At 49.3% G+C, this 26,405-nt stretch carries 19 protein-coding genes and 1 rRNA gene; all 20 read left to right on the forward strand.

Annotation, left to right across the window (positions count from 1 at the left end; translation table 11 throughout):
• Positions 1–225 precede the first annotated feature (225 nt).
• Positions 226–1,203, forward strand: coding sequence for a HAMP domain-containing histidine kinase (locus tag JXQ28_10285; protein ID MBN2278122.1), 978 nt, complete (start codon positions 226–228; stop codon positions 1,201–1,203).
• Entirely contained in the window at positions 1,200–1,916 is a 717-nt protein-coding gene (locus JXQ28_10290; GenBank protein MBN2278123.1) for a response regulator transcription factor, read from the forward strand. The genes JXQ28_10285 and JXQ28_10290 overlap by 4 nt, the downstream gene beginning before the upstream one ends.
• Positions 1,903–4,314 carry an oxygen-independent coproporphyrinogen III oxidase gene (gene hemN / locus JXQ28_10295; GenBank protein MBN2278124.1) on the forward strand — a complete coding sequence of 804 codons (2,412 nt, stop codon included), beginning with the start codon at positions 1,903–1,905 and terminating at the stop codon, positions 4,312–4,314. The genes JXQ28_10290 and hemN overlap by 14 nt, the downstream gene beginning before the upstream one ends.
• A gap of 13 nt (positions 4,315–4,327) precedes the next feature.
• A complete protein-coding gene (hemH, locus tag JXQ28_10300) occupies positions 4,328–5,353 on the forward strand; it encodes a ferrochelatase (GenBank protein MBN2278125.1) in 1,026 nt (341 codons plus the stop codon).
• Complete coding sequence (hemG, locus tag JXQ28_10305) at positions 5,350–6,762, forward strand: protoporphyrinogen oxidase (GenBank protein ID MBN2278126.1); 1,413 nt, start codon at positions 5,350–5,352, stop codon at positions 6,760–6,762. Before hemH ends, hemG begins: the two co-directional genes overlap by 4 nt.
• Before the next feature lie 166 nt (positions 6,763–6,928).
• Complete coding sequence (locus JXQ28_10310) at positions 6,929–9,097, forward strand: acyl-CoA mutase large subunit family protein (GenBank protein MBN2278127.1); 2,169 nt, start codon at positions 6,929–6,931, stop codon at positions 9,095–9,097.
• Positions 9,094–11,259, forward strand: a complete 2,166-nt coding sequence (gene scpA / locus JXQ28_10315) for a methylmalonyl-CoA mutase (GenBank protein MBN2278128.1) — start codon at positions 9,094–9,096, stop codon at positions 11,257–11,259. The genes JXQ28_10310 and scpA overlap by 4 nt, the downstream gene beginning before the upstream one ends.
• 33 nt (positions 11,260–11,292) lie before the next feature.
• Entirely contained in the window at positions 11,293–12,417 is a 1,125-nt protein-coding gene (meaB, locus tag JXQ28_10320) for a methylmalonyl Co-A mutase-associated GTPase MeaB (protein ID MBN2278129.1), read from the forward strand.
• Positions 12,418–12,655: 238 nt separating this feature from the next.
• Positions 12,656–15,340 (forward strand): hypothetical protein, encoded by a 2,685-nt coding sequence (locus JXQ28_10325; GenBank protein MBN2278130.1) that lies wholly within the window; start codon positions 12,656–12,658, stop codon positions 15,338–15,340.
• Positions 15,341–15,494: 154 nt separating this feature from the next.
• The gene (locus JXQ28_10330; GenBank protein MBN2278131.1) at positions 15,495–16,238 is read left to right on the forward strand and encodes an ATP-binding cassette domain-containing protein; all 744 of its coding nucleotides are present in this window, start codon (positions 15,495–15,497) and stop codon (positions 16,236–16,238) included.
• Positions 16,235–17,173, forward strand: a complete 939-nt coding sequence (locus JXQ28_10335) for a SufD family Fe-S cluster assembly protein (GenBank protein MBN2278132.1) — start codon at positions 16,235–16,237, stop codon at positions 17,171–17,173. The genes JXQ28_10330 and JXQ28_10335 overlap by 4 nt, the downstream gene beginning before the upstream one ends.
• Before the next feature lie 161 nt (positions 17,174–17,334).
• The gene (locus JXQ28_10340; protein MBN2278133.1) at positions 17,335–18,027 is read left to right on the forward strand and encodes a response regulator transcription factor; all 693 of its coding nucleotides are present in this window, start codon (positions 17,335–17,337) and stop codon (positions 18,025–18,027) included.
• On the forward strand, positions 18,024–19,793 hold the full coding sequence (locus tag JXQ28_10345; protein ID MBN2278134.1) for a PAS domain-containing protein: 1,770 nt from the start codon (positions 18,024–18,026) through the stop codon (positions 19,791–19,793). The genes JXQ28_10340 and JXQ28_10345 overlap by 4 nt, the downstream gene beginning before the upstream one ends.
• Positions 19,794–20,098: 305 nt before the next feature.
• A complete protein-coding gene (locus tag JXQ28_10350) occupies positions 20,099–21,247 on the forward strand; it encodes a hypothetical protein (protein ID MBN2278135.1) in 1,149 nt (382 codons plus the stop codon).
• A 45-nt stretch (positions 21,248–21,292) separates the two neighbouring features.
• Positions 21,293–22,150, forward strand: a complete 858-nt coding sequence (locus tag JXQ28_10355) for a phosphate ABC transporter substrate-binding protein (GenBank protein MBN2278136.1) — start codon at positions 21,293–21,295, stop codon at positions 22,148–22,150.
• A 67-nt stretch (positions 22,151–22,217) separates the two neighbouring features.
• Positions 22,218–23,177, forward strand: coding sequence for a phosphate ABC transporter permease subunit PstC (gene pstC / locus JXQ28_10360; protein ID MBN2278137.1), 960 nt, complete (start codon positions 22,218–22,220; stop codon positions 23,175–23,177).
• Positions 23,178–23,275: 98 nt separating this feature from the next.
• The gene (gene pstA / locus JXQ28_10365) at positions 23,276–24,142 is read left to right on the forward strand and encodes a phosphate ABC transporter permease PstA (GenBank protein MBN2278138.1); all 867 of its coding nucleotides are present in this window, start codon (positions 23,276–23,278) and stop codon (positions 24,140–24,142) included.
• A 28-nt stretch (positions 24,143–24,170) separates the two neighbouring features.
• A complete protein-coding gene (gene pstB / locus JXQ28_10370; protein MBN2278139.1) occupies positions 24,171–24,983 on the forward strand; it encodes a phosphate ABC transporter ATP-binding protein in 813 nt (270 codons plus the stop codon).
• Positions 24,984–25,028: 45 nt separating this feature from the next.
• Positions 25,029–25,697: a phosphate signaling complex protein PhoU gene (phoU, locus tag JXQ28_10375; protein MBN2278140.1), complete on the forward strand. Its 669-nt coding sequence runs from the start codon at positions 25,029–25,031 to the stop codon at positions 25,695–25,697.
• Between the two features lie 622 nt (positions 25,698–26,319).
• Positions 26,320–26,405, forward strand: a 16S ribosomal RNA gene (locus tag JXQ28_10380); the annotation flags it as partial.

The raw sequence follows: 26,405 nt of genomic DNA on the forward strand, positions 1-26,405 counted from the left end.
TTACCATGCGCAGAACCTTGAAATTCTGGAAAATTGGCTTATCCTGTGACAATTCCGTGACATAAGACGTATAGAATAAAATATATATATGTCGGATATTGGATTGGATCGGATAATAATATGCTTATAGTATTGTTTGACAGGCAGATTGCTGACTATGACAGCGCTTTATAAAAATCTCCGGAGACTGTTTTGAAAACCGTCCGGAACGCAAATCCGGGGCGGATGGCCCTTGTTATTTTTATTGGACTGGTCGTTTTCTGCCTGGCTCAACTGACCTGGTGGATTGTCTTTCAGATCGAGAATAACAGGGATCTCAAACAGGCCCGGATTGAATTGCTCCGAATGACAACCGGGAACCCCGACCAAATACCGTCCCCGCTACTGGAACAGATTGAAAGGGAAGCCCGCGGACGGGTGGTAATGTTTGTCTCCGAGGGAACCTTTTTCATGCTGATCGTTCTGCTGGGCGCTTATCTTATCTATCGTTCTCTTTTGATCTCCGAGGATTTGAAAGCCCGCCAGCGGAATTTCATCGAAGGCGTAACCCATGAATTTCGCACCCCGTTGACCTCGCTGAAATTGTACCTTGAAACGCTCCAGTCAGGAAATCTCGAAGCCGGTAAAGTCGCCGAGTTGTATCCGAAAATGCTTGATGACTGCGATCATCTGGATAATCTGATCGATAATGTTCTCGAGGCGGGTCATTTCGGCAAAGGGCCGTTGCGGCTGGAATTAAGCCGGACCGATCTTTACGAAGATCTAAATGAGTATCTTGATGGTCTGGAACCGCTTGTTAAACGCTATGGCGGGGAACTGAGGCAAAAGCTTGAAAAAAATATTATGGCTCAAACCGAATACCAGTCACTTGGTCGGGCTGTCCGCATTCTGGTGGATAACGCCCTTAAGTACTCTCCGCCCGACCGTAAAGTAGTCGAAGTAGAATTGTCCAGTCTTGGCGGTAAGGCTGTTATCAAGGTCGCCGATCAGGGGATCGGTATCCCCGACGGTGAAAAAAGACGAATATTCGAGCGGTTCTACCGGGTTAACAATCCCGATTCACCCAATCCCAGGGGAACCGGACTGGGGCTTTACTTGTTGAGTCAGATTGTGGAAGCGCATCATGGCGAAGTGGATGTGGCTTCCGGTAGCTCCGGCCGGGGAACGACGTTCACTATCAGGATTCCATTGGCGGAACGATGAAGAAAAAAATTTTGATTGTTGAGGATGATGAACATATCGCCGAGGGATTACGGCTTAATCTGGAAGCCCGGGGCTATGATACAGTGATAGCCGCCGATGGCCTGGCGGCTCTCCATTTCTGGCGAAATGAAGGCTTTGACCTGATTATTCTGGATATCATGTTACCCGGTAAAGACGGCCTTGATGTCTGCCGGACGATCAGGAGAGAAGCCGGACGAGTCCCGATTTTATTTCTGACCGCCCGGGATCGAGAGGATGATCGGATTGCTGGGCTGGCGGCTGGGGGCGATGATTACCTGTCCAAGCCCTTTAATCTTGAGGAATTGATCCTGAGAATCGCGGCCATGTTTAGACGTCAGGTTTGGTACGGCACGACCAGCTTGGAAAATAATCGAATTGAATTCGGCAGCTGTGCTGTGGATTTCGCATCATACAGGGCCAGAGGAGTGCATGGAAACACCGAACTTTCGCAGAAGGAATGCATGATAATGAAATTTCTGGCCGAACATGCCGGTGATGTCGTCACCCGCGATATGATTCTCGATGCCATCTGGGGATATAACGTTTTCCCATCAAGTCGGACAGTGGATAATTTTATCGTCAGGTTGAGAAAAACTTTCGAAACCGATCCATCTCGACCGCGCTATCTGCACACCGTCCGTGGAGTCGGCTACCGTTTTACACCTGAGGGGGCTGGTAATGTCCAGTCATGATTTCATCGAAGCCGCCTATGGCCGGGTACATAAACGAGTCCCTATCTGGATCATGCGTCAGGCCGGCAGATATCTGCCTCAATACCAGGAAATAAAAAAAAATCATACTTTCTGGGAAATATGCCGCTCGCCGGAACTGATTGCCGAGGTGACGGCTCAGCCGGTGGAAATTTTGGGTATGGATGCGGCTATTTTGTTTTCGGATATATTGATTCCGCTGGAACCGCTGGGGCTTAATGTTGATTTCACTGAAAAGGGCCCCCGACTTCACCCGACTATTGTCTCCCCGGATGATGTTGACCGCCTGAGACTCTATGACCCTGCTGCCGAACTGGATTATATTCTAAAGGGAATCGAAAGGACACGGAAACGACTGAACGGCTCGGTGCCGCTGATCGGTTTCTGCGGATCGCCGTTCACCATGGCCTATTACGCGGTCGAGGGCAAAAGCTCTCCGGCTGACAATGAAATCAAACCGTTTATATTCAGATATCCCCGGGCGGCAGAGAAACTTCTTGACCTTCTGGCCGAATTGATCGGTCAATATCTCAGGGCTCAGATTCAGGCCGGGGTCCAGGCCGTACAATTATTCGACAGCCGTGGCGGGATTCTCTCTCAGGATGATTATGCCCGGTTTTCACTGCCTTTCATAAAACGAGTATTTGATATCTGCCGAACCGAAGGAGTCCCCAGAATATTTTATGTTAACAACAGCAGGCCGTATCTTAAACAGCTGGCCGATCTTGATTGTGAGGTTGTTGGTGTCGATTGGCGAACCGATCTTAACGAGGCCCTTGATGTCCTGAGGAGTAAAACGGTGCAGGGTAATCTTGATCCTCATATGCTCTATGCTCCCCCTGATGAACTGCGGGAGCAGACCCTGAAAATTCTCGATAAGACCAGGCACACTGACCGGTTTATTTTTAATCTCGGACACGGTATCACACCACAGACCCCGGTCGAGAATGTCCGCCTGCTGGTGGAAACCGTCCATGCTTATCGGGGCAATTTGGCCGCGTCCGGCGGTAATGTCAGCCGCCTGTTACTCTATAAGTACGATCGTCCCGGCCCGCGATATACCAGCTATCCCACCGCTCCGGAATGGACCGAGGAATATTCGGTTTCCGATTATAAGGCGGATCTGGAAACCGCGTCGAATAATCCGGAGCCGCTTTCAATGTATATCCACATACCCTTTTGCCGTTCCCGTTGTTTTTACTGCGGCTGTAATACCGTGGTCAGCCGCGACCCGGAGCGACCCGAGCAGTATCTCAATCTGGTGGACTGCGAGATCAGCAGGGTGGCCGGATTGCTTGACCGACGTAATCACCTTCAACAACTTCACTGGGGTGGCGGAACACCGACTTATCTGGCCGAACAACAGATCGCCCGGCTTTTTGAATCAATCACCAAACGGTTTTCAACGGGATCCGGGGCCGAACTGGCAATAGAAGTCGATCCCCGGGTGACCACAACCGCCCAGATTGATCTGCTCGAAACGCTGGGATTTAACCGGATTTCTTTCGGTGTCCAGGATTTCACTTCTCGGGTTCAGCAGGCTATCGGTCGGGGGCAGACTCAGGCTCAAACCGTCGCTCTGTACGATTATTGCCGTAAGAAAGGATTTAACGGTATTAATGTTGATCTGATTTACGGTCTGCCTTATCAAACGGTGGAGGATTTTTCCCGGACGATTTCACAGGTGATAGAAATGGGAGTTGATCGGGTGGCGGTTTACAGCTTTGCCTTTCTTCCAACCGTTAAAACGCATCAACGTAAAATCGAGGAGACCAGTCTGCCCGGAGCTGATCTCAAATACGATCTCTTTGCCACCGCCGTAGAGCTTTTTCTGGCGGCAGGTTATATCCAGATCGGAATGGATCATTTCGCCCGACCCGATGACGAACTGGCGCGGGCCCTGGCCGATGGAACCCTGCATCGTAATTTCATGGGCTATACACCTCGAAAAACCACCGATATGGTCGGAATCGGGATGTCGGCGATCAGTGAATTAAGCGGCAGCTTCGCCCAGAATTATTCCGGTCTTGATAGTTACACTGAGGTAATCAGACATGATGGCCTGGCCACGTATCGCGGATGCCGTTTAAGCCGGGATGATCATATCCGCCGCTGGAGTATTCTCTCGTTGATGTGTAATTTCCGTCTGGATTATAACGAACTGCAGAACAAATTCGGGGTTGCTTTCTCGGATTATTTCCCGATTGAAAATAATGAACTTTCGGAGTTTATTGATGACGGTCTTCTGGAAAGAGATAAATCCGGGATAAAGATTACGCCCCGGGGACGGGTTTTTGTCCGAAATATCGCCATGATTTTCGACGCCTATTTGCGTCAGAAAAACCACGATAGAAAAGTGCAGTTTTCCCGGACCATATAGGAATTATTGGATCATGGTTGCTTCTACCACAAATTTCCGCCGTCTTGTAAACAATCTCCCGACTGATTTCGATCCGGTTGCCGATTGCTGGGGATTACTCTTTCTCAACATGGGTGGTCCGGAGGCACTCGAAGATATCGAGCCATATCTTTATAATATTTTTTCCGATGCTTCGATCATTCGATTACCGTTATCCTTTATCCTGCAAAAATCGCTGGCCCGTCTGATTGCATCCCGTCGGACCCCCGGAGTTCGGGAACATTATCGGCTCATCGGGGGCGGCTCACCTCTTCTGAAATGGTCACGGAAGGTCGCCGATGATATCGAAAAAAATTTACGACAGTATTATCCGAATATGATCAGTCTGGTCGGAATGCGTTATTCCCCGCCATTTATCGGAGAAGCTATGGATAAAGCCAATGCCGCCGGGTGCCGCCATCTCATGGTGGTTCCTTTTTATCCTCATTACAGCCTTGTCACCACCGGCACTGCCCTGATGGAAATTAATCGCTGGTTGAGTAGTAATAGCGCCAAATTATCCGCTTCGGTTATTTCTGACTGGCACGATTGCCCCGGTTATATAGAACTGTTAAAAGTCAAAATCAGTGAAGCAATGAATAAGGTAGAAAATCCCGATATGGCCCGGCTGGTTTTCTCGGCTCATTCTTTACCTCTGAAAATAGTCAAATCCGGTGATCCCTATGTTGATCAGGTCCGCCGGACGGTTTCGCTGGCCGGGGAAGGATATGATTATATTCTCGGCTTTCAATCCCGTTCTGGTCCGGTTAAGTGGCAGGGACCGGAAACAGTCGAAATAGTCGATAAACTTGGCCGCGAGGGTGTCCGGGAAATCGTAATTGTCCCGATCAGTTTCGTCTCCGATCATATCGAAACCCTCTATGAAATTGATATCGAGATGAAAGAATTAGCTCTTCGGGCCGGAATCAAGAGCCTTATCCGGACAGAATCATTCAACGATGATCCTCGCTTCATCTCATTTTTATCGGAAATGATTTCCCGGAGATTGGAAAGCATATGAAAGCGATGGATAAGAAGAATATTGCCATCATTGGCGGGGGGATATCGGGATTATCGGCCCTGCATTTCCTGATGAACCGTTATCCGGACAATATCCGGGTGACTCTTTTCGAGAAGGAATCCCGGCTCGGTGGTACTATCGGGACCGATCGCCTTGAAAATTTCAACACCGATTGGGGTCCCAATGGATTTCTTGATAAAGTCCCCCTCACCCTTCAAATGATTCATGAGCTTGGTATCGAGGAGTTGTTACAACCCGCTCATCCCAAGGCCGAAAAACGTTTCATCTACCGCAATAAAAAGCTGCATGAAATAAATCCGTCGCCGGCCAAATTCATGCGCTCACCGGTTCTTTCACTCGGCGGCCGTCTGAGGCTGGCCCGGGAGCCCTTTATCAATCCCAAGACAGATGGTAATGATGAATCCATTTTTGACTTTGCCGAACGACGGATCGGCCGCGAAGCGGCCGAAAACCTGATCGGCCCGATGGTGTCGGGGATATTCGGCGGTGATGCCAGGAAGCTGTCTCTGAGAGCTTGTTTCCCGGCCATGGTCGAAATGGAACGGGAATATGGCTCGCTGGTTAAAGCCATGATGGCCAAAAAGAAAAACGGGGGAGGGGGGCCGGCCGGACCGGGCGGGAGATTGACGTCCTTTAAAAACGGTCTTTATACCCTGATCGAGAAAATGAAGGAAATATATTCAGACTGGATTATCATCGGCAAAGAGGTATTTTCTGTTGATTCACTGAAAGATGGCTTTCGACTGCGCTTTTCCGATGGTTCTTCGGATTCCTTTGATGCCGTTATCTGCGCCGTCCCTGCTTTTGCGGCCGCGGAGATACTGAAAAAGACCGATCGATTATTGGCCGAACTGCTGATCTCGATTCCCTATGCCCCGATTGCCGTGGCGGCATTTGGATATAATCGTGAGGCTGTTGCCCATGATCTCAACGGTTTTGGATTCCTTGTCCCGAGGAGCGAAGGATTGAACATTCTCGGTTCCATCTGGACCTCATCGATTTTTACCGACAGGACTCCGTCAGGTATGGTACAACTGCGGACCATGCTGGGCGGTGCAACCGATCCGGAATTGGTATCCCTGCCTGATCAGGCAATAATAGATATTGTTGAAACAGAACTGCGCAATATCCTCGGGATTACAGCGATACCGGAAATCGTCCGCCTTTATAAATGGGATCGCGGCATTCCGCAGTTTGTTTTGGGTCATCCCGAAAAAATGGCCAGGATGGAAGACCTGCTTCAAAACCACCCCGGCCTCTATTTCACCGGTAACGCCTATGATGGGGTAGGTTTGAATGACTGTGTGATCAGATCGGATAAGGTCGTCAACCGGTTGGCCGGGGAGTTGCGATTGACGCCTTCGGAAATCGCCGATTCCGTTAGATAATTCTCTCATATCAGAGTTATTATGAAAACCGGAGACCGCTTTTTGATCGGTTTCCTGTTTTTTCCGATATGGCTTGCAGATTCATTCGGGATAGTATATTATCCGACGAAATATCCCGCAAAAAAGGGATTAGGCATTAGATGTTTTAATATTGGGATTTGCTGTTATGACAGATAAAAATAAACAAACCGCCGGTATGCCGGAGAAACAGAAACTGATGTCGGATTTTCCGGCTCCATCCTATGAGGAATGGCGCTCCGAAGTCGAACGCTTACTCAAGGGGGCTCCTTTTGAAAAACGGATGCTGACCGAGACCCCGGAAGGCATCACCCTGCAACCGTTATATCGGGCCGAGGATTGCCGTGATTTGCCTTGGATTTCATCCTTACCCGGATTTGCACCGTTCATTCGTGGTTTCCTTCCGCTCGGTAAAAAAAACGGAGGCTGGGAGATCGCCCAGTCAATCAATTATCCGACCGCGGCGGAATTTAACCGGGCCGTTATTATTGATCTGGCCCGTGGACTGACGTCCGTTATTCTGCCGCTCGATGGAGCATCGTCGTTCGGTCTGGATCCTGATCAGGTCGGCGATAACATGGTTGGATTCGATGGTGTTTCGATTGCTTCGCTGGATGATCTGGCGACTGCCCTTAAAGGGATCGACCTGACGACTATTCCGATAATTATTGAAACCGGTTTTCCCGGACTGCCATTTCTGGGATTTTTGCTGGCCCTGGCCAAAAAGGTCGGAGTAAACCCGGCCGATCTCAAAGGTGTCGTGGCTGTCGATCCTCTGGGGGAACTGGCTACTCGGGGAGTGCTTCCCGTTTCGCTGAATCAGGTCTTTGATGAAATGGCCGTCATGACCGCCTGGGCAAATAAGAAAAATCCCGGTTTCCAAACCATAGCGGTTCGGAGTGTTGCCTATTATCTGGGTGGCGGAAACGCTGTCCAGGAACTGGCCTTCATTCTGGCCACGGCGGTGGAATATCTGCGCCAGATGGAAAAACGCGGATTGGATATCGAGATGGTTATTCCGCATATGCGATTAAGTTTCGGCTTGGGAAATAACTATTTTATGGAGGTCGCCAAATTACGGGCGGCCCGCGTCCTCTGGAATAATGTTCTCGAAACATGTAACGTCCCGGAGGATAAGCGGAAAATCCATCTCCACGCTGAAACCTCGCGTTACACCAAAACCAAGTATGATCCTTATGTCAATATGCTTCGAGCCACCACTGAGGCCTTCTCAGGTGTGGTCGGAGGTGTCGATAGCCTTCAGGTGGCGCCCTTTGATGAAATTATCCGACCGGCCGATGATTCCTCCCGGCGAATTGCCCGCAACACCCAGTTAATCCTGAAGGATGAAGCGCATTTATCCGAGGTCGCCGATCCGGCCGGCGGTTCCTGGTATATTGAAAAACTGACCGATCAGATTGCCGATGCGGCATGGTCATTGTTCCGGGATGTGGAAATTCGCGGGGGAATGATAGCCGCTCTTGAAGAGGGTTATCCCCAGGATGCTGTAGCCGCCGCGGCCCACCTGCAGGCCGAGTCTGCGGCAACCCGTAAGAAGATTATCGTTGGAACTAATATGTACCCCAACGCCTCCGAGTCAAAACTTGAGGCGGATCTGCCGGATTACACTGCTCTGGCGGCGACCAGAACTGGAGAACTTACGCAAGACAAAAAGAGACAATCGCCTGATGCCAAAGCCGCCTTGAAAAAAACCGCCGGTATTGGTTATAATCAGGCAAATGAGCTGGTGGATGCGATTGTAACTGCGGCTTCCAACGGTGCTACACTGGGGCAGATAACCTCGGCTTTGAAAAAATCCGGCGATCCACCGATGAAAATCAAACCTGTTCCCCAATGCCATGCCGCCAAGCAATTCGAAAAGCTTCGAACGGCGGTCGAGAATCATCGGGCAAAATATGGCGGTCTTCAAGTTTTTCTGGCCACTCTGGGACCGGTAGCGGAATATATGCCGCGCCTCGATTTCTCAGCCTCCTTTTTCGAGATCGGGGGGTTTGAAGTCATCCGGACCAAAGGTTTTGGAAATCCCGATGAAAATGCCCATGAGGCGATCAAATCCGGAGCCGAAATAGTTGTTATTTGCGGCCTCGATGATAGCTACCAGGAAGGAGTTCCTGTGATTGCGGGGATGATTAAAAAATCGAAACCGGAGACTTCAATTATTCTCGCCGGGTTGCCCATAGACGAAACAACCCGGACGCGATTTGAGCAGGCCGGAGTGAATATTTTCATTCACATGAAATCGAATGTCCTGAAAGTCCTGACCGAGATTGCATCAGAGAAGGGGGTGCAATTATGAGCCGCATACCGAATTTTTCAAAGATAGATTATAAGCGCTCCGCTTTAAAAGTTGATTATCAGACCTGGAAAAACCGGATTAAAAAAGAAACCGGAAAGGATCCGGAAACCTTTATCTGGCGGACTATGGAACAAATTGCTGTCCAGCCGCTGTACACCCCGGCCGACATACAAAATACCGAGCATCTCGATTACCTTCCGGGTCTGCCGCCGTATTCCCGAGGGCCATATGCCACCATGTATGTCATGCGTCCCTGGACAGTCCGTCAATACGCCGGGTTTTCGACCGCCGAGGAATCCAATTCTTTTTATCGCCGCAACCTGGCGGCTGGTCAAAAAGGCCTTTCGGTGGCCTTCGATCTGGCCACTCACCGGGGTTATGATTCCGACCATCCGCGGGTGGTCAGCGATGTCGGCAAAGCAGGAGTGGCAATAGATTCCATTCTCGATATGGAAATTCTGTTCGATGGCATCCCGCTGGATAAAATGTCGGTTTCGATGACCATGAATGGAGCTGTCCTGCCGGTTATGGCCTTCTATATCGTGGCCGCTCAGGAGCAGGGTGTCAAAATGGAACAACTGGCCGGTACCATACAGAATGATATTCTTAAAGAATACATGGTTCGCAATACCTATATCTACCCGCCGGCGGCCTCTATGAGAATTATCGGGGATATAATCGCCTTTACCTCCCGACATATGCCGAAATTCAATTCCATCTCGATCTCCGGCTATCATATGCAGGAAGCCGGGGCAACTGCTGATCTGGAAATGGCCTATACCCTGGCCGATGGAGTCGAATATGTTCGCACCGGTCTGACAGCCGGACTGACGATTGATGAATTCGCTCCTCGGCTGTCCTTCTTTTGGGGAATCGGGATGAATTATTTCATGGAAGTAGCCAAAATGCGAGCCGCCCGGATACTCTGGGCAAAGTTGATCAGGCAATTCAATCCGAAGAATCCCAAATCGATGATGTTACGAACTCACTGCCAGACTTCCGGTTGGTCACTGACCGAACAGGATCCGTTCAATAATGTGGCCAGAACCTGTCTTGAGGCCATGGCCGCGGCCCTGGGCCACACCCAGAGCCTGCATACCAATGCCCTTGATGAGGCTATCGCCCTGCCCACCGATTTCAGCGCCCGGATCGCCCGTAATACCCAGCTTTATCTCCAGGATGAAACCGGAATTTGCCGCGTGATCGATCCCTGGGGCGGTTCGTGCTATGTCGAGGCTCTGACACATATTCTCGTTCATAAGGGCTGGGAACATCTTCAGGAAATCGAGGGGATGGGCGGCATGGCACGAGCTATCGAAAGCGGTCTGCCGAAGATGCGTATCGAGGAAGCCTCGGCCCGGCGCCAGGCGCATATCGATTCCGGTTCGGAAAGTATCACCGGTGTTAACCGTTATCGGCTTGACAAAGAGGCGCCAATCGATATTCTTGAAGTTGACAATGAGGAGGTTCGGCGCCAGCAGATCGAACGTCTTACACGACTCCGACGCGATCGTGACGATAACGCGGTCCGGAAGGCTATGGAGAATTTGAGTCGATGTGCCGAAACGGGACAGGGAAATCTGCTGGAACTGGCGGTTGAAGCCGCCCGGGTTCGCTGTTCACTCGGCGAAATAAGTTATGCCCTGGAAAAAATCTGGGGTCGCCATAAAGCCGAAACCAGAACTATCTCGGGTGTTTATAGCAGTGAATATATGGATGATGGTACCATTGCAAAAGTCCGGCGAATGACCGATGATTTCGAGAAGAAAGAAGGTCGCCGGCCGCGTATTTTGGTGGCCAAAATGGGCCAGGATGGTCATGATCGGGGCGCCAAGGTTATTGCCACCGCCTTTGCCGATCTCGGTTTTGATGTCGATGTCGGCCCGCTGTTCCAGACCCCGGAGGAAACCGCGCGACAGGCGGTCGAAAACGATGTCCACGTAATCGGCATGAGTTCTCTGGCGGCAGGACACAAAACGCTGTTGCCGCAACTGGTTGAGGAACTGAAGAAACTGGGCCGCGAAGATATCCTGATTGTTGTCGGCGGAGTCATTCCCGCCCAGGATTACCAGTTCCTGTACGATCATGGAGCGGCCGCCGTTTTTGGTCCCGGCACCGTTATTCCGGTCGCGGCTAGGAATATCATGGAAAAACTTCTCTAGATATTTTTATCAAAAGGGTCGATTGATATAATAATGACCGAAGATAAGCCGAATCGAAAAAAACGTGATTCTCATCCCAGCGCCCTGCATGTCGTGCGGGGCGTTGAGGGTGGTCATGATGGCCTGCCGGGCAATTCCCGGAAAAATACCGAGCGGAAAAAACCATCGGCTGAAAATCATGGTTTGACCACGGCCCAATATATTGAGGGGGTCCTGGCGGGGGATCGGACCATACTCGGGAAAGCCATTACCCTGATTGAGTCGAATGCCCCGGCCCACCAGAATCAGGCCCAGGATGTCCTCCGGGAATTACTCCCCCATACCGGTTGTTCTCTTAGAGTCGGCATAACGGGTATCCCCGGGGCGGGGAAAAGCACATTTATCGAGACCCTCGGATGCCGCCTGACAGCACAGGATCATAAAGTGGCCGTGATGGCCGTTGATCCCTCGAGTAGCCTTACCCGGGGAAGTATTCTCGGCGATAAAACCCGCATGGAACAGCTTTCTCGCGAACCGGGAGCGTTTATCCGGCCCAGCCCCAGCGGCGGAACCCTTGGAGGGGTGGCCCGCAAGACCCGCGAGACCATGCTGGTATTCGAGGCCGCCGGATATGATGTTATTCTGGTTGAAACCATCGGGGTCGGTCAGAGTGAAATCACGGTCCGTTCCATGGTCGATTTTTTCCTGCTGATTCTGATTGCCGGGGGGGGGGATGAACTTCAGGGATTGAAACGCGGTGTTATGGAAATCGCCGATGCCGTTCTGATTAACAAAGTCGATGGAGATAATATCAAACCGGCTCGTCTGGCCCAAACCGATTATCAACGCGCCCTGCATTATCTTCAGCCGGCTACCCGGGGATGGCAAACCGAGGCTCATCTTGCCTCGTCGTTGACCGGGTATGGGATCGATGATATCTGGAAGGTGATTTTGAAATTCCGTGAAATAACCGGTCGTAACGGCGAATTCGACCGCCGCCGCCGCGAGCAATCCCGGGATTGGTTGCATACGATGCTTGAGGAACGACTGAAGGATTTGTTTTATCGACATCCCAATGTCGAAAAAAAACTGCCCGAAATCGAACAGAAAGTAATGAATGGCCGCCTTCCGGTCACGATTGCCGCCTGGGAATTACTTCAAACCTTTGAGAAAGAATAACCTCAAGATTGCCACCCAATATTGGGCACTTCCCGAAAAATTCGAACCCGCAAGACCTGCCATTCGTCTGATATTATAAATGGTTTGGATAGATTCCGCAGTTGTCCTTGACGGATTTATAATATCAGCTATATTATTATATATCCATCACCTTTTTTAAAGGGTCTCGCGCTTGGCGTTTAATGGCCTCATTTGAGAATAATCCTTAACAGCAATCTGTTATAAAAGAGGAGGATTTATGATCAGAAAGATAACGGAAAGACATTGCTTAAGAATATTCACACCAATCGTTCTCTTCTTAATTATGGGATTCTTGGGCTTGGCCCCGATGGTTTCAACGGCCGATTTTGAGTGTGGGGACGCCAATGCCGACGGACGCGTTAATATTCTCGATGGTACCTATATCATAAATTACCTTTATAGAGGCGGTCCGGCTCCGGTATATCCGGATCTGGCGGATGTCAATCATTCCGAATCAATCAATATTCTCGATGTGACTTATCTTATAGTTTATCTTTACCGCGGCGGCCCGGAACCTGATTGCCCCTCCGGTTCATCCCAGCTTCCGGCATCATTTGATTTACGCGATGTCGAGGGTGAAAATTATGTGTCGTCGGTCAAAAACCAGTCGGGTGGTACCTGCTGGACCCATGGCGCCATGGCCGCTATCGAAAGCAATCTCCTGATAACCGGAAACTGGGCGAACGCCGGGGAATCCGGAGAACCCAATCTGGCCGAATATCATCTTGACTGGTGGAATGGTTTCAATCAGTACAACAATGATGATATCTATCCGCCCACCGGTGATGGTCTGATCGTTCACCAGGGCGGGGATTACATGGTCACCTCGGCCTATCTGGCCCGTGGCGAAGGGGCGGTGCGCGATATCGACGGCCAGTCATTTGATGATCCGCCGGCTCGAAACGGGGACGGCTATCACCATTACTATGTCCGGGATATCGAGTGGTACACCGCCGGGGCAAATCTGGAAAGGATCGATCTCGTCAAGACCAAAATCATGACCGAGGGGGCGCTCGGGACGGCCATGCTTTATGATGATTATCTCCTGTATAACGGAATATATCATTATCAGCCCGATTACTATGACTACGATCCGACTCATGCCGTAGCCATAGTCGGCTGGAATGACAGCATCAACAATCCCAATGCTCCCGGTCCAGGGGCCTGGTTATGTAAAAACAGCTGGGGGACGGGATGGGGATTGGGCGGTTATTTTTGGATTTCGTATTATGACAAACACTGCGGTAAACACCCGCAAATGGGCGCTGTTTCATTTCAGGATGTAATGCTCATGCCCTACGATCATGTTTATTACCACGATTCTCATGGCTGGCGGTCTACCAGGACCGATTTGACAGAAGCCTTTAATGCCTTTACGACCGATCAAAGCGCCCAGCTTCAGGCGGTTAATTTCTATACCGCCGACGACAGTGTCAATTATACTGTCAAAGTTTACAGCACTTTCGAAGGGGGTCAATTAAGCGGAGAGATGACCTCGGTTAGCGGCCTGATTGAATTTCTGGGATTGCATACCGTTGATTTGCCGGATTCGATCGATCTCAAACCGGGCGATAATTTCTATATCTATCTGCAATTGTCGACCGGGGGTCAGCCATATGATGAAACGTCCATTGTCCCAACCCTGCTGGGAGCCAAATACCGGACTCAGGTGACATCATCGGCCGGTCCGGGCGAGAGTTTCTATCGTTCCGGCGGTAATTGGGTGGATCTGACCAGCTATGAGGCCACGGCCAATTTCTGTATCAAAGGACTGGGAATTATACCGGCTTTAAAAGTGATGCCATCGGATGATTTCTATTCCGAGGGCCCGACCGGCGGACCGTTCAGCCCTTCCGGCAAAACCTATTCCTTTGCTCATAAGTACGCTCAGGCCATAGAATATGAAATATCCCTCGATCCCTCGGCCGATTGGCTGGAATTAAGCGGCGATGTAGCGGGTATGCTTGATCCCTATGACACCGCCCATGTTACGGTCCAGTTTAATCTTAATGCCGGAAGCTTGATTCAGGGCCGTCATACCGCGGTTGTGTATTTTAAGAATTTATCCGCGCCCGAGGATAATACCGTTCGTTATGTGGAACTGGTGGTCGGTACCCCAGCGATTGAATATCAATGGTTGCTGGATACTGATCCCGGGTGGACCTGCCAGGGCGACTGGGAATTTGGCTCACCCACCGGCGGCGGCGGATATTTTACTTATGGCGCCGATCCGGTTGGCGGTTATACCGGCGATAATGTTTATGGATATGTCATCGATGGCAACTACCCGGATACTCTTTCTCAAACCTATTTGACCACCGCCGTCATTGACTGTTCACGACTGCTTAAAGTGCATCTGGATTTTCACCGCTGGCTGGCCTCGGACGGTTTTGGCTACGGGCGGGTTTTGGTTAGTACCGATGGATCGCAGTGGACTCAGGTCTGGGGAGGTTATGATGGTGTCATCGATATGATCTGGAGAGATACCTATCTTGATATCTCCGATATCGTCGATTATCAATCGACCGTTTATATCCGCTGGTCGATGGAGGTATTATCGGGCGGCCTGTATACTTTCGGCGGCTGGAATATCGATGATATTCAAATCATCGCCATCTATGATTCAACCATGACCAAAGATATTCACGTTGTGAAGGAGCAATTATCAACAGGAGATCTCCCGGCTCGGATCAGCTTTGAACTCGACAAGTCCTCGCCGGTGGAAATAACCATCCTTGATCGTAAGGAGCAACCGGTGGTTGAAATCCATAACGACTTTCTTGAAAGCGGCCGTCATGATTTCACGTGGGATCGACGGGATCGTTACGGGAAACCGATTCCCGATGCCGTTTATTATCGGTTGAAAATTGATGACCGGGTCGAGGTTCATAGATTAAGATAGTTGGGATAATGAGAAGATCAAACGGGTCGGTTTCTGCCGGCCCGTTTTTTTTATATTTAATTGTCGGGACACCGCCGGTGATAATATTCTTTTGGTCTTATCTGCCGGACGTATTATATTATTTACTTAAATTGGAATATGAAAGGATCAGATTATGGGCGTCCTGTCCCTTGAAAATGTGAAACTCAACCTGGGCGGCAAACCGATCTTGAATAATCTTTCCATCGATTTCTGGGATAATCATATCCATGCCGTGGTGGGACCCAACGGGGCCGGAAAATCAACCCTGGCCGCTACCATTATGGGACTGGGCGGGTACACTATCGATGAAGGCGATATTATTTTTGAAGGAAATTCAATCAGGGATTGGCCGCTGGATAAACGGGCCAAGGGTGGAATTACCCTGGCCTGGCAGGAACCGGCTCGTTTTGAGGGGTTGACGGTCAGGGATTTTATACGAGCCTCCGCCCGCGATAAAAGCGAGGCTAATCTCGAAAAATGTCTTCGACAGGCAGGCCTGGAACCGGCTGTATATTTTCGCCGGGCGGTCGATAAAACCCTCAGCGGCGGAGAGAGGAAAAAAGTCGAACTGGCCTCGATTCTGGCCATGCAACCCAGGCTGGCCCTTCTCGATGAACCCGATTCCGGGATCGATATCGAGTCCATACAGCGAATATTCGATGCCGTCCGCATTCTCAAAGAGGGTGGAACCACGGTGATTCTGATTACCCACAGCTTGGCCGTTCTCGATCAGGCGGAGCATGCCTTTCTGCTCTGTAGCGGGCAGTTGGTTGATAAGGGTAACGTCGGCCGAATAAGGAAATATTTCGAAAGAAATTGCATGCCGTGCGACCACAAAAATCTTCCCCAGCCAATTCAACTTGGAGATAAAGCATGACCAGTCAGCTTCAGATGATAAAGCAAATCTACGATTATACCGGCACCGATCCCAATTTGAAAGACCCCGATACCGCCCACCTGGTCATTAACGGAAACCGCGTCCTGGGGATGCAATCGGTTCCCGGTTTGAATATCATCGTCCGGGAACTTGAGGATGGTATCGACGCCAATATTAATCTGGCCGAGGGGACAGTTATGGCCAAACCGGTCCATCTCTGTTTCGGAATGCTGCCGGAAAAGGGCATCCAGCGTATTATCATGAAAGTCAACATTGAAAAAGAAGCCCGTATATCGCTTCTGGCTCATTGTGTCTTTCCCAATGCGGTCGATGTCAGCCATATCATGAATGCCGAAATCAATATCGGCGAGGGAGGGGAGTGCAGTTATTTCGAGAAACACGTTCACAGCCTCCGCGGAGGGATCAAAGTTTATCCTAAGGCGATTGTCGAAGTCGGCAAAAGAGCTGTATTCAAAACCGAATTCGAACTCATCAAGGGCCGGGTCGGGTTGATTGATATCGATTACGAAACCACTTCACTTGAAAACAGCGTAATGGAAATGACCTCGCGAATCAGCGGACGCGATGATGATATTATCAAGATCAGAGAAGTGGGGCATCTCAAGGGCGAATATGCCCGCGGTGCCCTGACCTCAAAAATCGCCGTTCGTAATAACGCCCGGGCGGAAGTATATAATAAACTGACGGCTTCGGCCGCCTATACCCGAGGACATGTCGATTGCAAGGAAATTCTCCAGGATAACGGCCGGGCGATTGCAGTCCCGATTGTCGAGGTCAATCATTCCAAAGCGCATGTTACCCATGAAGCGGCCATCGGCAGTGTCGATAATAAACAGCTCGAAACCCTGATGGCCAGAGGTCTGTCCGAAGATGATGCGGTAGAATTGATTATCAATGGCCTTTTAAGTCATTGAAATATTCACCGGGGTTGGCCGCTGTTCATAAAACCCTTTTTTGGTCCGGCTAAATCTTCTAACCAATTCCTAATCTATTCCTAATAATCTGATGCGCACCTTATTTTTGTTGATTTGTTTCTGTGAAGTATTAAACTAAATTTTGGTGCGGAGGGCTGATTATGGCCAAAGAAAAAATATTAGTCGTTGAGGATGAGGAGGATATCCAGGAACTGGTCCGCTATAATCTCGAGCGGGAAGGATACCAGATCGCCGGCGCTTTGAGCGGCGAGGAAGGGATGAAAGCTGTTAAAGCGGCCCCCCCGGATTTGATTGTGCTCGATTTAATGTTGCCGGGAATTGACGGTCTGGAAATTTGTAAACTGCTAAAAAACAATCCCAAAGCGGAACATATCCCGATTGTCATGCTGACCGCCAAGGGCGAGGAAGCCGATATCGTGGCCGGTCTGGAACTCGGCGCCGATGATTATATAACCAAGCCATTCAGTCCCAGAGTCCTGGTGGCCAGAATACGCGCCGTCCTGAGGCGCAAAGCGCGGGAATCGGATACCGATAATATGACTGTTAAAGTCAGCGAGCTTATTATCCACCCGGGAAGGCGCGAGGTCTTGGTTAAGGGAAGCCGGGTCGATCTGACTTATACCGAGTTTCAGGTGCTTCATTTTCTGGCCAGCCGTCCGGGATGGGTTTTCACGCGTTACCAGATAGTCAATGCCATCAAGGGTGATGATTATCCGGTCACCGATCGTTCGGTCGATGTTCAAATTGTTGGCCTTCGTAAAAAACTTGGCGACTACGGCGACCTGATTGAAACGGTAAGGGGTGTCGGTTACAGATTCAGGGAAATAGAATGACAAATCGTCGCATGCTCTGGCAGCTTTATACGCCTTTTCTTGTAATTATCCTTGTATCACTAATATTTATCATTATTTATTCCACCCGTTCCATGAATAAATTTTATATCGGGGAAGCCACCACCAGCCTGGAAAGAGCCGCCAATCTTTTGCAGGAGCCGGTCAATAATCTTCTCGCGATCGGCGATACCACAGCGGTCGATACTCTCTGTATTCGACTGGGCAAACAAACCGCGACGCGTTATACGGTTATACTGGCCGATGGCAATGTTCTTGGAGACACCAATGAAGATCCTGCCCGAATGGAAAAACATGATACTCGCCCGGAAATAGCCCGCGCCCTCTCTGGGGAAACAGGTTCCTCGACTCGCTACAGCAATACCCTGCAAATTTCTCTTTTATATGTGGCGGTCCCGATTTTCAGGGATAATCGGGTCGATTTTGTTATCAGGGCGGCCATCCCGATTACCGCCCTTGGCACCGCCATGAATCGTATTACCTATGATATCGCCCTGGTCGGTCTGGTTATCGCCTTTCTCGCGGCCCTGGTTAGTCTCCTGGTTTCCCGCCGTATCAGCCGGCCTCTGGAGCAGTTGAAGACCGGAGCGGAACGTTTTGCCGGGGGAGATTTAACTTACAAATTGCCGATGCCGGCCGCCGAGGAAGTCCGCGGCCTGGCGGTGGCGATGAACCGGATGGCTGTTCAACTTGATGAACGTATCCGCACGATAATTCGACAGCGTAATGAGCAGGAGGCCATGCTGGCCAGTATGACCGAGGGCGTTCTTGCGGTGGATACCGGAAAACGGATACTCAGTATCAATCTCGCCGCGGCCCGCCTGTTTAATATCGATCTCAATAACACCATCGGACGCAGTATCCTGGAAATTATCCGAAATGCCGATCTGCCAAAATTGGTCAATCAGGCGCTGAATGCCGATAGCACCGTCGAAAGAGAAATCACCCTCAATGACAATGACGAACGTTTTCTCCAGGCCCACGGCACTCCTCTGCGCGACAGCCACGGCGACCGGATCGGGGCCATGATTGTTCTCAACGACCTCACCCGTATCCGTCGTCTGGAACGGATGCGTAAAGATTTTGTCGCCAATGTTTCCCATGAATTAAAAACCCCGGTAACTTCTATCAAAGGTTTTGTCGAAACCCTTCTGGATGGAGCCGTCGAAAACACCGATGATGCCGTCAAATTTTTAAATATTATCGCGCGCCAGGCGGACCGCCTCAATGCTATCATTGATGATATCCTGAGTCTGTCACGAATCGAGGAAGATTCGGAAAAAGGAACAATTGTCGTCGAAGAAAGAAATCTCAATAATATAGTCAAAGCGGCGGTGCAAACCTGTGAGTTGAAATCCAGGGAAAAGGAGATCAGGATTGATGTTGAATGCGGTAACCAGATCAAACACCGGATTAATGGACAGCTTTTGGAACAGGCACTTGTCAACCTGATCGATAACGCTATCAAATACAGCGAAAAGGGCAGCCCTGTTAAAATCGTCTGTGACCGGGATGAAAATGAAATTCGTATCGTTATTCAGGATAACGGCGTCGGTATCAGAAAGGAACACCTGCCTCGTATTTTTGAAAGATTTTATCGGGTCGATAAAGCCCGGAGCCGCAAAATAGGCGGGACCGGGCTCGGTCTGGCTATCGTCAAGCATATCGTTCTGGCTCACGGCGGACAGGTTACGGTGGATAGCACCCCGGGGCAGGGAAGTGCTTTTACTATCCATCTTCCTCTGTAAACCCTTGTATCATAATAAATAAGTTCAATCTTTTTTGCGCCCGGGATTATTGTTGGCCGGGTTCATTAATTCCTAATATTTAATCAAACGCTAACATTTCTCTAACAATCCAAAAGTTTAATCAGGCGACAGGTATGAACAAAAAAAAATATGATAATGCGATGGAAAGACAAAACTCCACAGGGATGAATGAAAGGAGGCATAATAAATCGATTTCTTCATTTACGAATTGAATTTACGGTACTGAAATAATTAACAAATAACTGAGAAATATTTTTATACGGTTAAAATCAGGGGAGACCAAAGTGAAAACATATCTCATAGCTTCAGTAATTGTCCTGATGACTTTTATTCTGACTATCAATGCTAAAGCCGACGAAATGAAAACCTCACCGCTGGATGGCATAAAGCTCAAATCACTGGCTTATATTGATTACTCCAACGGCAAAACAGGACTTGTAAACGATGCCGACACCGGTTACAATCAATTTTCTTTAACCCGGGGTTATTTTACACTCGAGAAAGAATTACAGCCATGGATGGGAATGCGTCTGACCATGGATTTGACGCAGGATGATGACGGGGATTACAAAGTCCGACAGAAATATTTTTACGCCGCGTTGAAACCCAAAGATTTGGGATTTTTGACCGGTATGAGTTCCGAGATCGGATTGGGTCATATTCCTTGGCTTGATTTCGAAGAACATATCAATCCCTATCGTTGCCAGGGAACCATGGCCATCGAGCGGGCCGGAGTTTTAAATTCGGCTGATGTTGGAATCAGTCTTATGGGTTCATTCGGTGGTAAACTGACCGACGCTAAATCAAAAACGGGAAACGACCATTATGACGGCTTGTATGGAAGCTGGCATATCGGTATTTATAATGGCAGTGGTTATCATGCCAAGGAAGTCAACGAAAACAAGGTTCCCGAAGCCAGGGTTACATTGAGACCATTGCCGGAAGTCCTGCCCGGATTGCAATTAAGTTATTTCGGGGTTTTCGGAAAAGGCAACACTCTGGAAGCGCCGGATTATATCGTCAATATGGGCATGATCAGTCTTGAGCATCCCATGGTTATCCTGACCGGTCAATTCATGATGACTGAGGGTAACGCCAAAGGCACCTGGATTGACGAATCCGGCAAGGCTTTAAAAACTCAGGGATTTTCCGCTTTCGGTCAATTCAGAATTCCCGATTCCCGGCTGGCCGTATTCGGCCGGGTCGATTATTTTGATACCGACGCCGATAATGTCATTGTCTCCGATAAGTCCGCCTACACCACTTTCATTGGCGGGCTTTCTTATAGCCTGTACAAGAGTAATATGATTCTGGTAACCTTCGAAACCACTGACTACGACGAAAACGTCGCCGGCAAAGGAAAGATTCCTGCGGCCGGAACCATGCTCGGCAAAGACCAGAAAGTTCAGATGGTTTATCAGATCAGCTTTTAGTGAAATATGATATAATAAAGAAATGAATATAACGAGGAGGTTCTTATGAAAAAGTCATTTATCCTGATAGCCGCGGTTGTTCTATTGACCGTTGCCGGAAGTATCCTGGCCGCCGCGACCATAACCATCAAGGGTTCCGATACCCTTGTCCGCTTGGGCCAACGCTGGGCCGAAGAATACATGAAGATTAACAAAGGAGTTGTTATTCAGGTCTCCGGTGGCGGATCGGGAACCGGTATTGCCGCTCTTCTAAACGGAAGTACCGATATCTGTGAAGCTTCACGTGATATGAAAGAAAAAGAATACAGCAAAGCCGAGGAACTTGGAATTCATCCCTTCCGGGTCTCAGTGGCCCTTGATGGCATCGCGGTTTTCCTGAATGAAAGCAATCTCATCGGCGAACTCAGTCTGGCCCAGCTTAAGGGCATCTATACCGGGGCTATCACCAACTGGAAGGAAGTCGGCGGTAAAGATGCACAAATCATTCTTTATGGCCGGGAAAATAATTCAGGGACATATGTTTTCTTTAAGGAACATGTTCTCAATGACGAGGATTATTCGGATTACACCCAGACCCTGCCCGGAACGGCGGCGGTCGTCAACGCCGTCTCCAAGGATATCAACGGCATCGGTTATGGTGGCATTGCCTGGGCCAAAGGCGTCAAATATGCCAGTGTCAAGGTCAATGACACCAGCGCCGCAATCCTGCCATCGGTAGAAACGGTTTCTTCGGGAACCTATCCCATTTCACGCGACCTCTATTGGTTTTTCAACGGAAAACCGACCGGCGAATTGAAAAAACTGATCAACTGGGCTCTTTCACCCGAGGGACAGAAAATTGCTGAGGAGATGGATTATGTCCCTCTTCCCAAAGAGCAGGCCCAAAAAATGATGGTTGACTAATATAAAGTTTCCCTCTTCCTTTAACCCTGCGGGGACGAGGCCGTCGCCGCAGGGTTTGTGGGTGACTATGGAAGAACTGCGATTTAAACCGAAATCGAAAATCACCGAATTCCTCGGTTCAAAGCTGATCGCCGTCAGTGCCTTCACTGCCCTGATCGGCATTTTGCTTATTTTTATCTTCATTTTCAAAGAGGCCGTTCCGATTTTCACCAATCCCGAAATCAGGGAAGAGGCCTCGGTCGATAAAATGGTTTTCAAGCAGAAATTTTATGAGGGCAGGGAGGCCAAATGGTCCTGGCAGCCCAATTCTAAAATCCCCAAATTTTCTTTATTGCCTCTTTTTATCGGTACCATAAAGGCGGCTATTATCGCTATGTTGTTTGCGGTTCCCCTGGCCGTCGGGGCCGCCATTTATACCTCGGAATTCGCCTCCAAACGGATGAGGGAGTTAATCAAACCGGTCATCGAAACCCTGGCCGCCATACCTTCGGTCGTCCTGGGTTTTTTCGCCCTCATGGTCTTGGCCACCTTTTTACAGAAAACCCTCGGTCTGACCTTCCGGTTGAACGCCCTCAATGCCGGGATTGCCCTTGGGCTGGCGGTCATCCCCATTATTTTTACCGTAGCCGAGGATGCCATGACATCCGTTCCACGCTCTCTGCGTGAGGCCGCCATCGCTCTCGGCGCCAATCCCTGGCAGGTTTCATTAACAATGGTGTTTCCGGCCGCTCTGCCGGGAATCGCCGCTGGCGTCGTCCTTGGTTTTGGGAGGGCTATCGGCGAGACCATGATTGTCCTCATGGCCTCCGGAAATGCGGCTATATTGTCGGCCAGCCTGACCGATTCGGTCCGAACTTTTTCAGCCACCATCGCTGCGGAACTGGCCGAGGTGGTTTTTGGAAGCGCTCATTACAGCGTCCTGTTTTTTATCGGGACCATGCTTTTTATCTTCACCTTTCTTATCAACCTCGGCGGCGATTTCATCCTGATTAAGTTGAAAGACCGGTTGCAGGGGAGAATGAAATGAATCCCGCCCCTTCAATCAAGACTCTGCTGACCAAGCCGGTAGCCGATATCTCTGAGCTGAAATTCAAACCCAAAACACGTGGTCTTATTCCAAAGAGTATGACCCTTATGGCGGTGGTTGTTATCGTCATGATGCTGGTTATTGTTGTTGGGAATATTGTCTATGGCGGACTGGGAACCATTAATTGGAAATTTCTGACTCATCCCCCGGAACAGGGGATGGAAGCCGGCGGTGTTTTCCCGGCCATCTTCGGAACCGTCTTTCTCGTCATTTTAATGGTGATTGCGGTAGTCCCGATCGGCGTTCTGACAGCCGTTTATCTTTATGAATATACTCGTCCGGATTCCTGGATCACCCACCTTATCCGGATTGCCATCAACAACCTGGCTGGCGTCCCATCGATCGTATTCGGTCTTTTCGGTCTGGGCTTTTTTGTTGGCTTTATCGGCTCGGGGATTGATTCGGTCTTTTTTTACGACGAAGGTCCGGTCTGGGGACAACCGGCCATCATCTGGGCCGCCCTGACTCTCTCGCTTCTGACCCTGCCGGTGGTTATTGTCGCCACCGAAGAAGCCCTGCGAACTATCCCGCAGGAATTCAAAGAGGCCAGTTATGCTCTCGGAGCCACCAAACTCCAGACGATCATTAGAATTATTATCCCCCAGGCAATGCCGGGGATTTTTACGGGTTCAATCCTGGCCGTGAGCCGCGGAGCCGGAGAGGTGGCCCCTATCATGTTCACCGGGGCGGCCTACTATCTGCCTTACCTTCCCGCTAAACTCAACGACCAGTTTATGGAACTCGGTTATCATATTTATGTTATGGCGACCCAGTCGCCCGATGTCGAAAAAACCAAGCCGATTCTCTACGGAACCGTGCTGGTTCTTTTATTGTTGACATTCCTGTTGAATTTTGTTGCCATATTAATTCGTTCCAGAATGAGGAAAAAGCGTGCCAATGTCTGATAAAACCGCTAATACCGAAGATGTCGAAATGGATACCGGCGAAAATAGAACCGATCTTCAGAAACAATCTCTGTTGCCGGAGACAGCCACTCTGAAAATGATTGTCCGCCATCTTGATTTTTTCTACGGGAAAAACCAGGTTCTTTTCGATGTTTCCCTGGATATTGAAAAAAATCGGGTGACGGCCCTGATTGGCCCCTCGGGGTGCGGCAAATCGACTTTTCTGAGAACTCTGAATCGGATGAATGAAACCATTCCGTCCACCACCATGAGGGGAGAGGTTATCCTGGATGGGGTCAATATTTATAAGGATATTAAAGATCCGTCTGTCGTTCGGACGCGGATTGGAATGGTGTTCCAGAAATCCAATCCTTTTCCCAAATCGATCTATGATAATGTCGCCTATGGCCTGCGGGTTAACGGTATCAAGGATAAGAATATTATTAATGAGGTGGTCGAGGAATCGCTGAAAGGCGCTTTTCTCTGGGATGAAGTCAAGGATAAGCTCGACAATAATGCTTATATGCTCTCCGGCGGACAGCAACAGCGGCTCTGCATCGCTCGCGCCCTGGCCATAAGGCCCGAGGTCATTCTGATGGACGAGCCGGCCTCCGCCCTCGACCCCATCTCGACTTCCAAAATTGAAGATTTAATCGATGATTTGAAAAAACAATATACGATTGTCATCGTTACTCATAACATGCAACAGGCGGCCCGGATATCCGATTACACGGCCTTTTTCTTTGAAGGCGTCATGATTGAATTCGGGCAGACCAAGAAGATATTTACCAAACCGTTGAAGAAGAAAACGGAAGATTATATCACCGGGCGATTTGGATAATTTCCGAAGCGAAACCGGAAATCGGTATGTCAGGGGAATATTATTATGACTATTCACTTACGTAAAGAAATAGACCGCCTTAAACAGAAAGTATTGTCTCTCAGCGCCCATGTCGAACAGGCCGTCCATGATGCCGTTAAATCGATTTCGGAAAGGGATGAGGAACTGGCCGCCAGAACCATGGAAAACGATAAAACCATTGACCAGATGGAGGTTGAGGTTGAGGAAGAATGTCTCAAGATTCTCGCCCTGCACCAGCCGGTGGCCAATGATTTACGATTCATAATCGCCGTTCTGAAAATCAATAATGACCTGGAGCGGATCGGCGACCAGGCTGTTAATATCGCCCGCGGAGCACTTTATCTGTCAAAACACGAGCCGGTGGAGATGCCCTTCGATTTGAGTAATATGGCCGATAAGGTGAAATTGATGCTCAAGAGAAGTATTGATTCGCTGGTTAATCTCAATGCCGGCGAGGCTCATGAAATAAGCCTGATGGATGACGAAATCGATGACCTGCATCACCAGATGTACGGGGTTGTCGAACGCGGAATCCTCAGTCATCCCGAGCGGATCGAATGCCTGATTCAGTTTCTTTCGGCTTCCCGCCAGTTGGAGCGGATCGCCGATCATGCCACCAATATCGCCGAAGATGTTATTTATATGATTGAGGGTGAAATCTTCCGCCACCGGATGCAAGATTTCAAAGCCTGATAATTTCAATATTTAATTACCGCGGCCTGATCGATTTCGGTCTCTGGCCGTATTCATAAGTTATTGTTTATCGGTATCTTAATTGATGCTGTCAAGAAACCGGTCGGTCGCCGGATGGCTTGTCGGCGAGGTCCGGGGAAATATTGACCACTTTTTTCGATTATGATGAATATAAGATGTTGAAAATTATTGAAATTTATGGTTAAAATACGCTTGACATCGAAAATTAAAGTATTATTTTCCCGTGCCGATTACAAAGAGGCGATTGGATTCGTATAATATTGTAGAACTTATTATAGAGCTGGCTGTTATATAAAAATTGGACGGGAACGGGACTCGCGAAAAAAGTTGATGTTTGATAAAAATATTACTTGACAGGTGGATATTAAATGTTTATTATTCGAGCCTGTCGGTAAAAATGGCCGACAGATTTTTTTGTCGGAATTGTTCTTTGAAAACTAAATAGTAAGTCATGCGCCAGAAGATCTTATCTTCTGGAGTAGTGTGGGTCTCGAGTATGTCGACGACATGCTTAAGAGACGAATTCTTACAATTCAGAACAACGAAGTGTTCTAGAAGGACAAACTTCGGAATTATACAAGCGATAATAATTGCTGATATATTTACGGAGAGTTTGATCCTGGCTCAGAACGAACGCTGGCGGCGTGCTTAATACATGCAAGTCGAACGAGAAAGTCTGGCTTCGGC

Source organism: Candidatus Zixiibacteriota bacterium, from assembly GCA_016933955.1.
GTDB lineage: Bacteria > Zixibacteria > MSB-5A5 > GN15 > PGXB01 > JAFGTT01.

Coding starts and splice junctions, on each gene's coding strand:
- hemH (MBN2278125.1), top strand. CDS start 4,328: ATGGTTGCTTCTACCACAAATTTCCGCCGTCTTGTAAACAATCTCCCG.
- phoU (MBN2278140.1), top strand. CDS start 25,029: ATGACTATTCACTTACGTAAAGAAATAGACCGCCTTAAACAGAAAGTA.
- JXQ28_10355 (MBN2278136.1), top strand. CDS start 21,293: ATGAAAAAGTCATTTATCCTGATAGCCGCGGTTGTTCTATTGACCGTT.
- JXQ28_10340 (MBN2278133.1), top strand. CDS start 17,335: ATGGCCAAAGAAAAAATATTAGTCGTTGAGGATGAGGAGGATATCCAG.
- hemN (MBN2278124.1), top strand. CDS start 1,903: ATGTCCAGTCATGATTTCATCGAAGCCGCCTATGGCCGGGTACATAAA.
- scpA (MBN2278128.1), top strand. CDS start 9,094: ATGAGCCGCATACCGAATTTTTCAAAGATAGATTATAAGCGCTCCGCT.
- pstC (MBN2278137.1), top strand. CDS start 22,218: ATGGAAGAACTGCGATTTAAACCGAAATCGAAAATCACCGAATTCCTC.
- JXQ28_10345 (MBN2278134.1), top strand. CDS start 18,024: ATGACAAATCGTCGCATGCTCTGGCAGCTTTATACGCCTTTTCTTGTA.
- JXQ28_10330 (MBN2278131.1), top strand. CDS start 15,495: ATGGGCGTCCTGTCCCTTGAAAATGTGAAACTCAACCTGGGCGGCAAA.
- JXQ28_10290 (MBN2278123.1), top strand. CDS start 1,200: ATGAAGAAAAAAATTTTGATTGTTGAGGATGATGAACATATCGCCGAG.
- JXQ28_10310 (MBN2278127.1), top strand. CDS start 6,929: ATGACAGATAAAAATAAACAAACCGCCGGTATGCCGGAGAAACAGAAA.
- pstB (MBN2278139.1), top strand. CDS start 24,171: ATGGATACCGGCGAAAATAGAACCGATCTTCAGAAACAATCTCTGTTG.
- hemG (MBN2278126.1), top strand. CDS start 5,350: ATGAAAGCGATGGATAAGAAGAATATTGCCATCATTGGCGGGGGGATA.
- JXQ28_10285 (MBN2278122.1), top strand. CDS start 226: ATGGCCCTTGTTATTTTTATTGGACTGGTCGTTTTCTGCCTGGCTCAA.
- meaB (MBN2278129.1), top strand. CDS start 11,293: ATGACCGAAGATAAGCCGAATCGAAAAAAACGTGATTCTCATCCCAGC.
- pstA (MBN2278138.1), top strand. CDS start 23,276: ATGACCCTTATGGCGGTGGTTGTTATCGTCATGATGCTGGTTATTGTT.
- JXQ28_10325 (MBN2278130.1), top strand. CDS start 12,656: ATGATCAGAAAGATAACGGAAAGACATTGCTTAAGAATATTCACACCA.
- JXQ28_10335 (MBN2278132.1), top strand. CDS start 16,235: ATGACCAGTCAGCTTCAGATGATAAAGCAAATCTACGATTATACCGGC.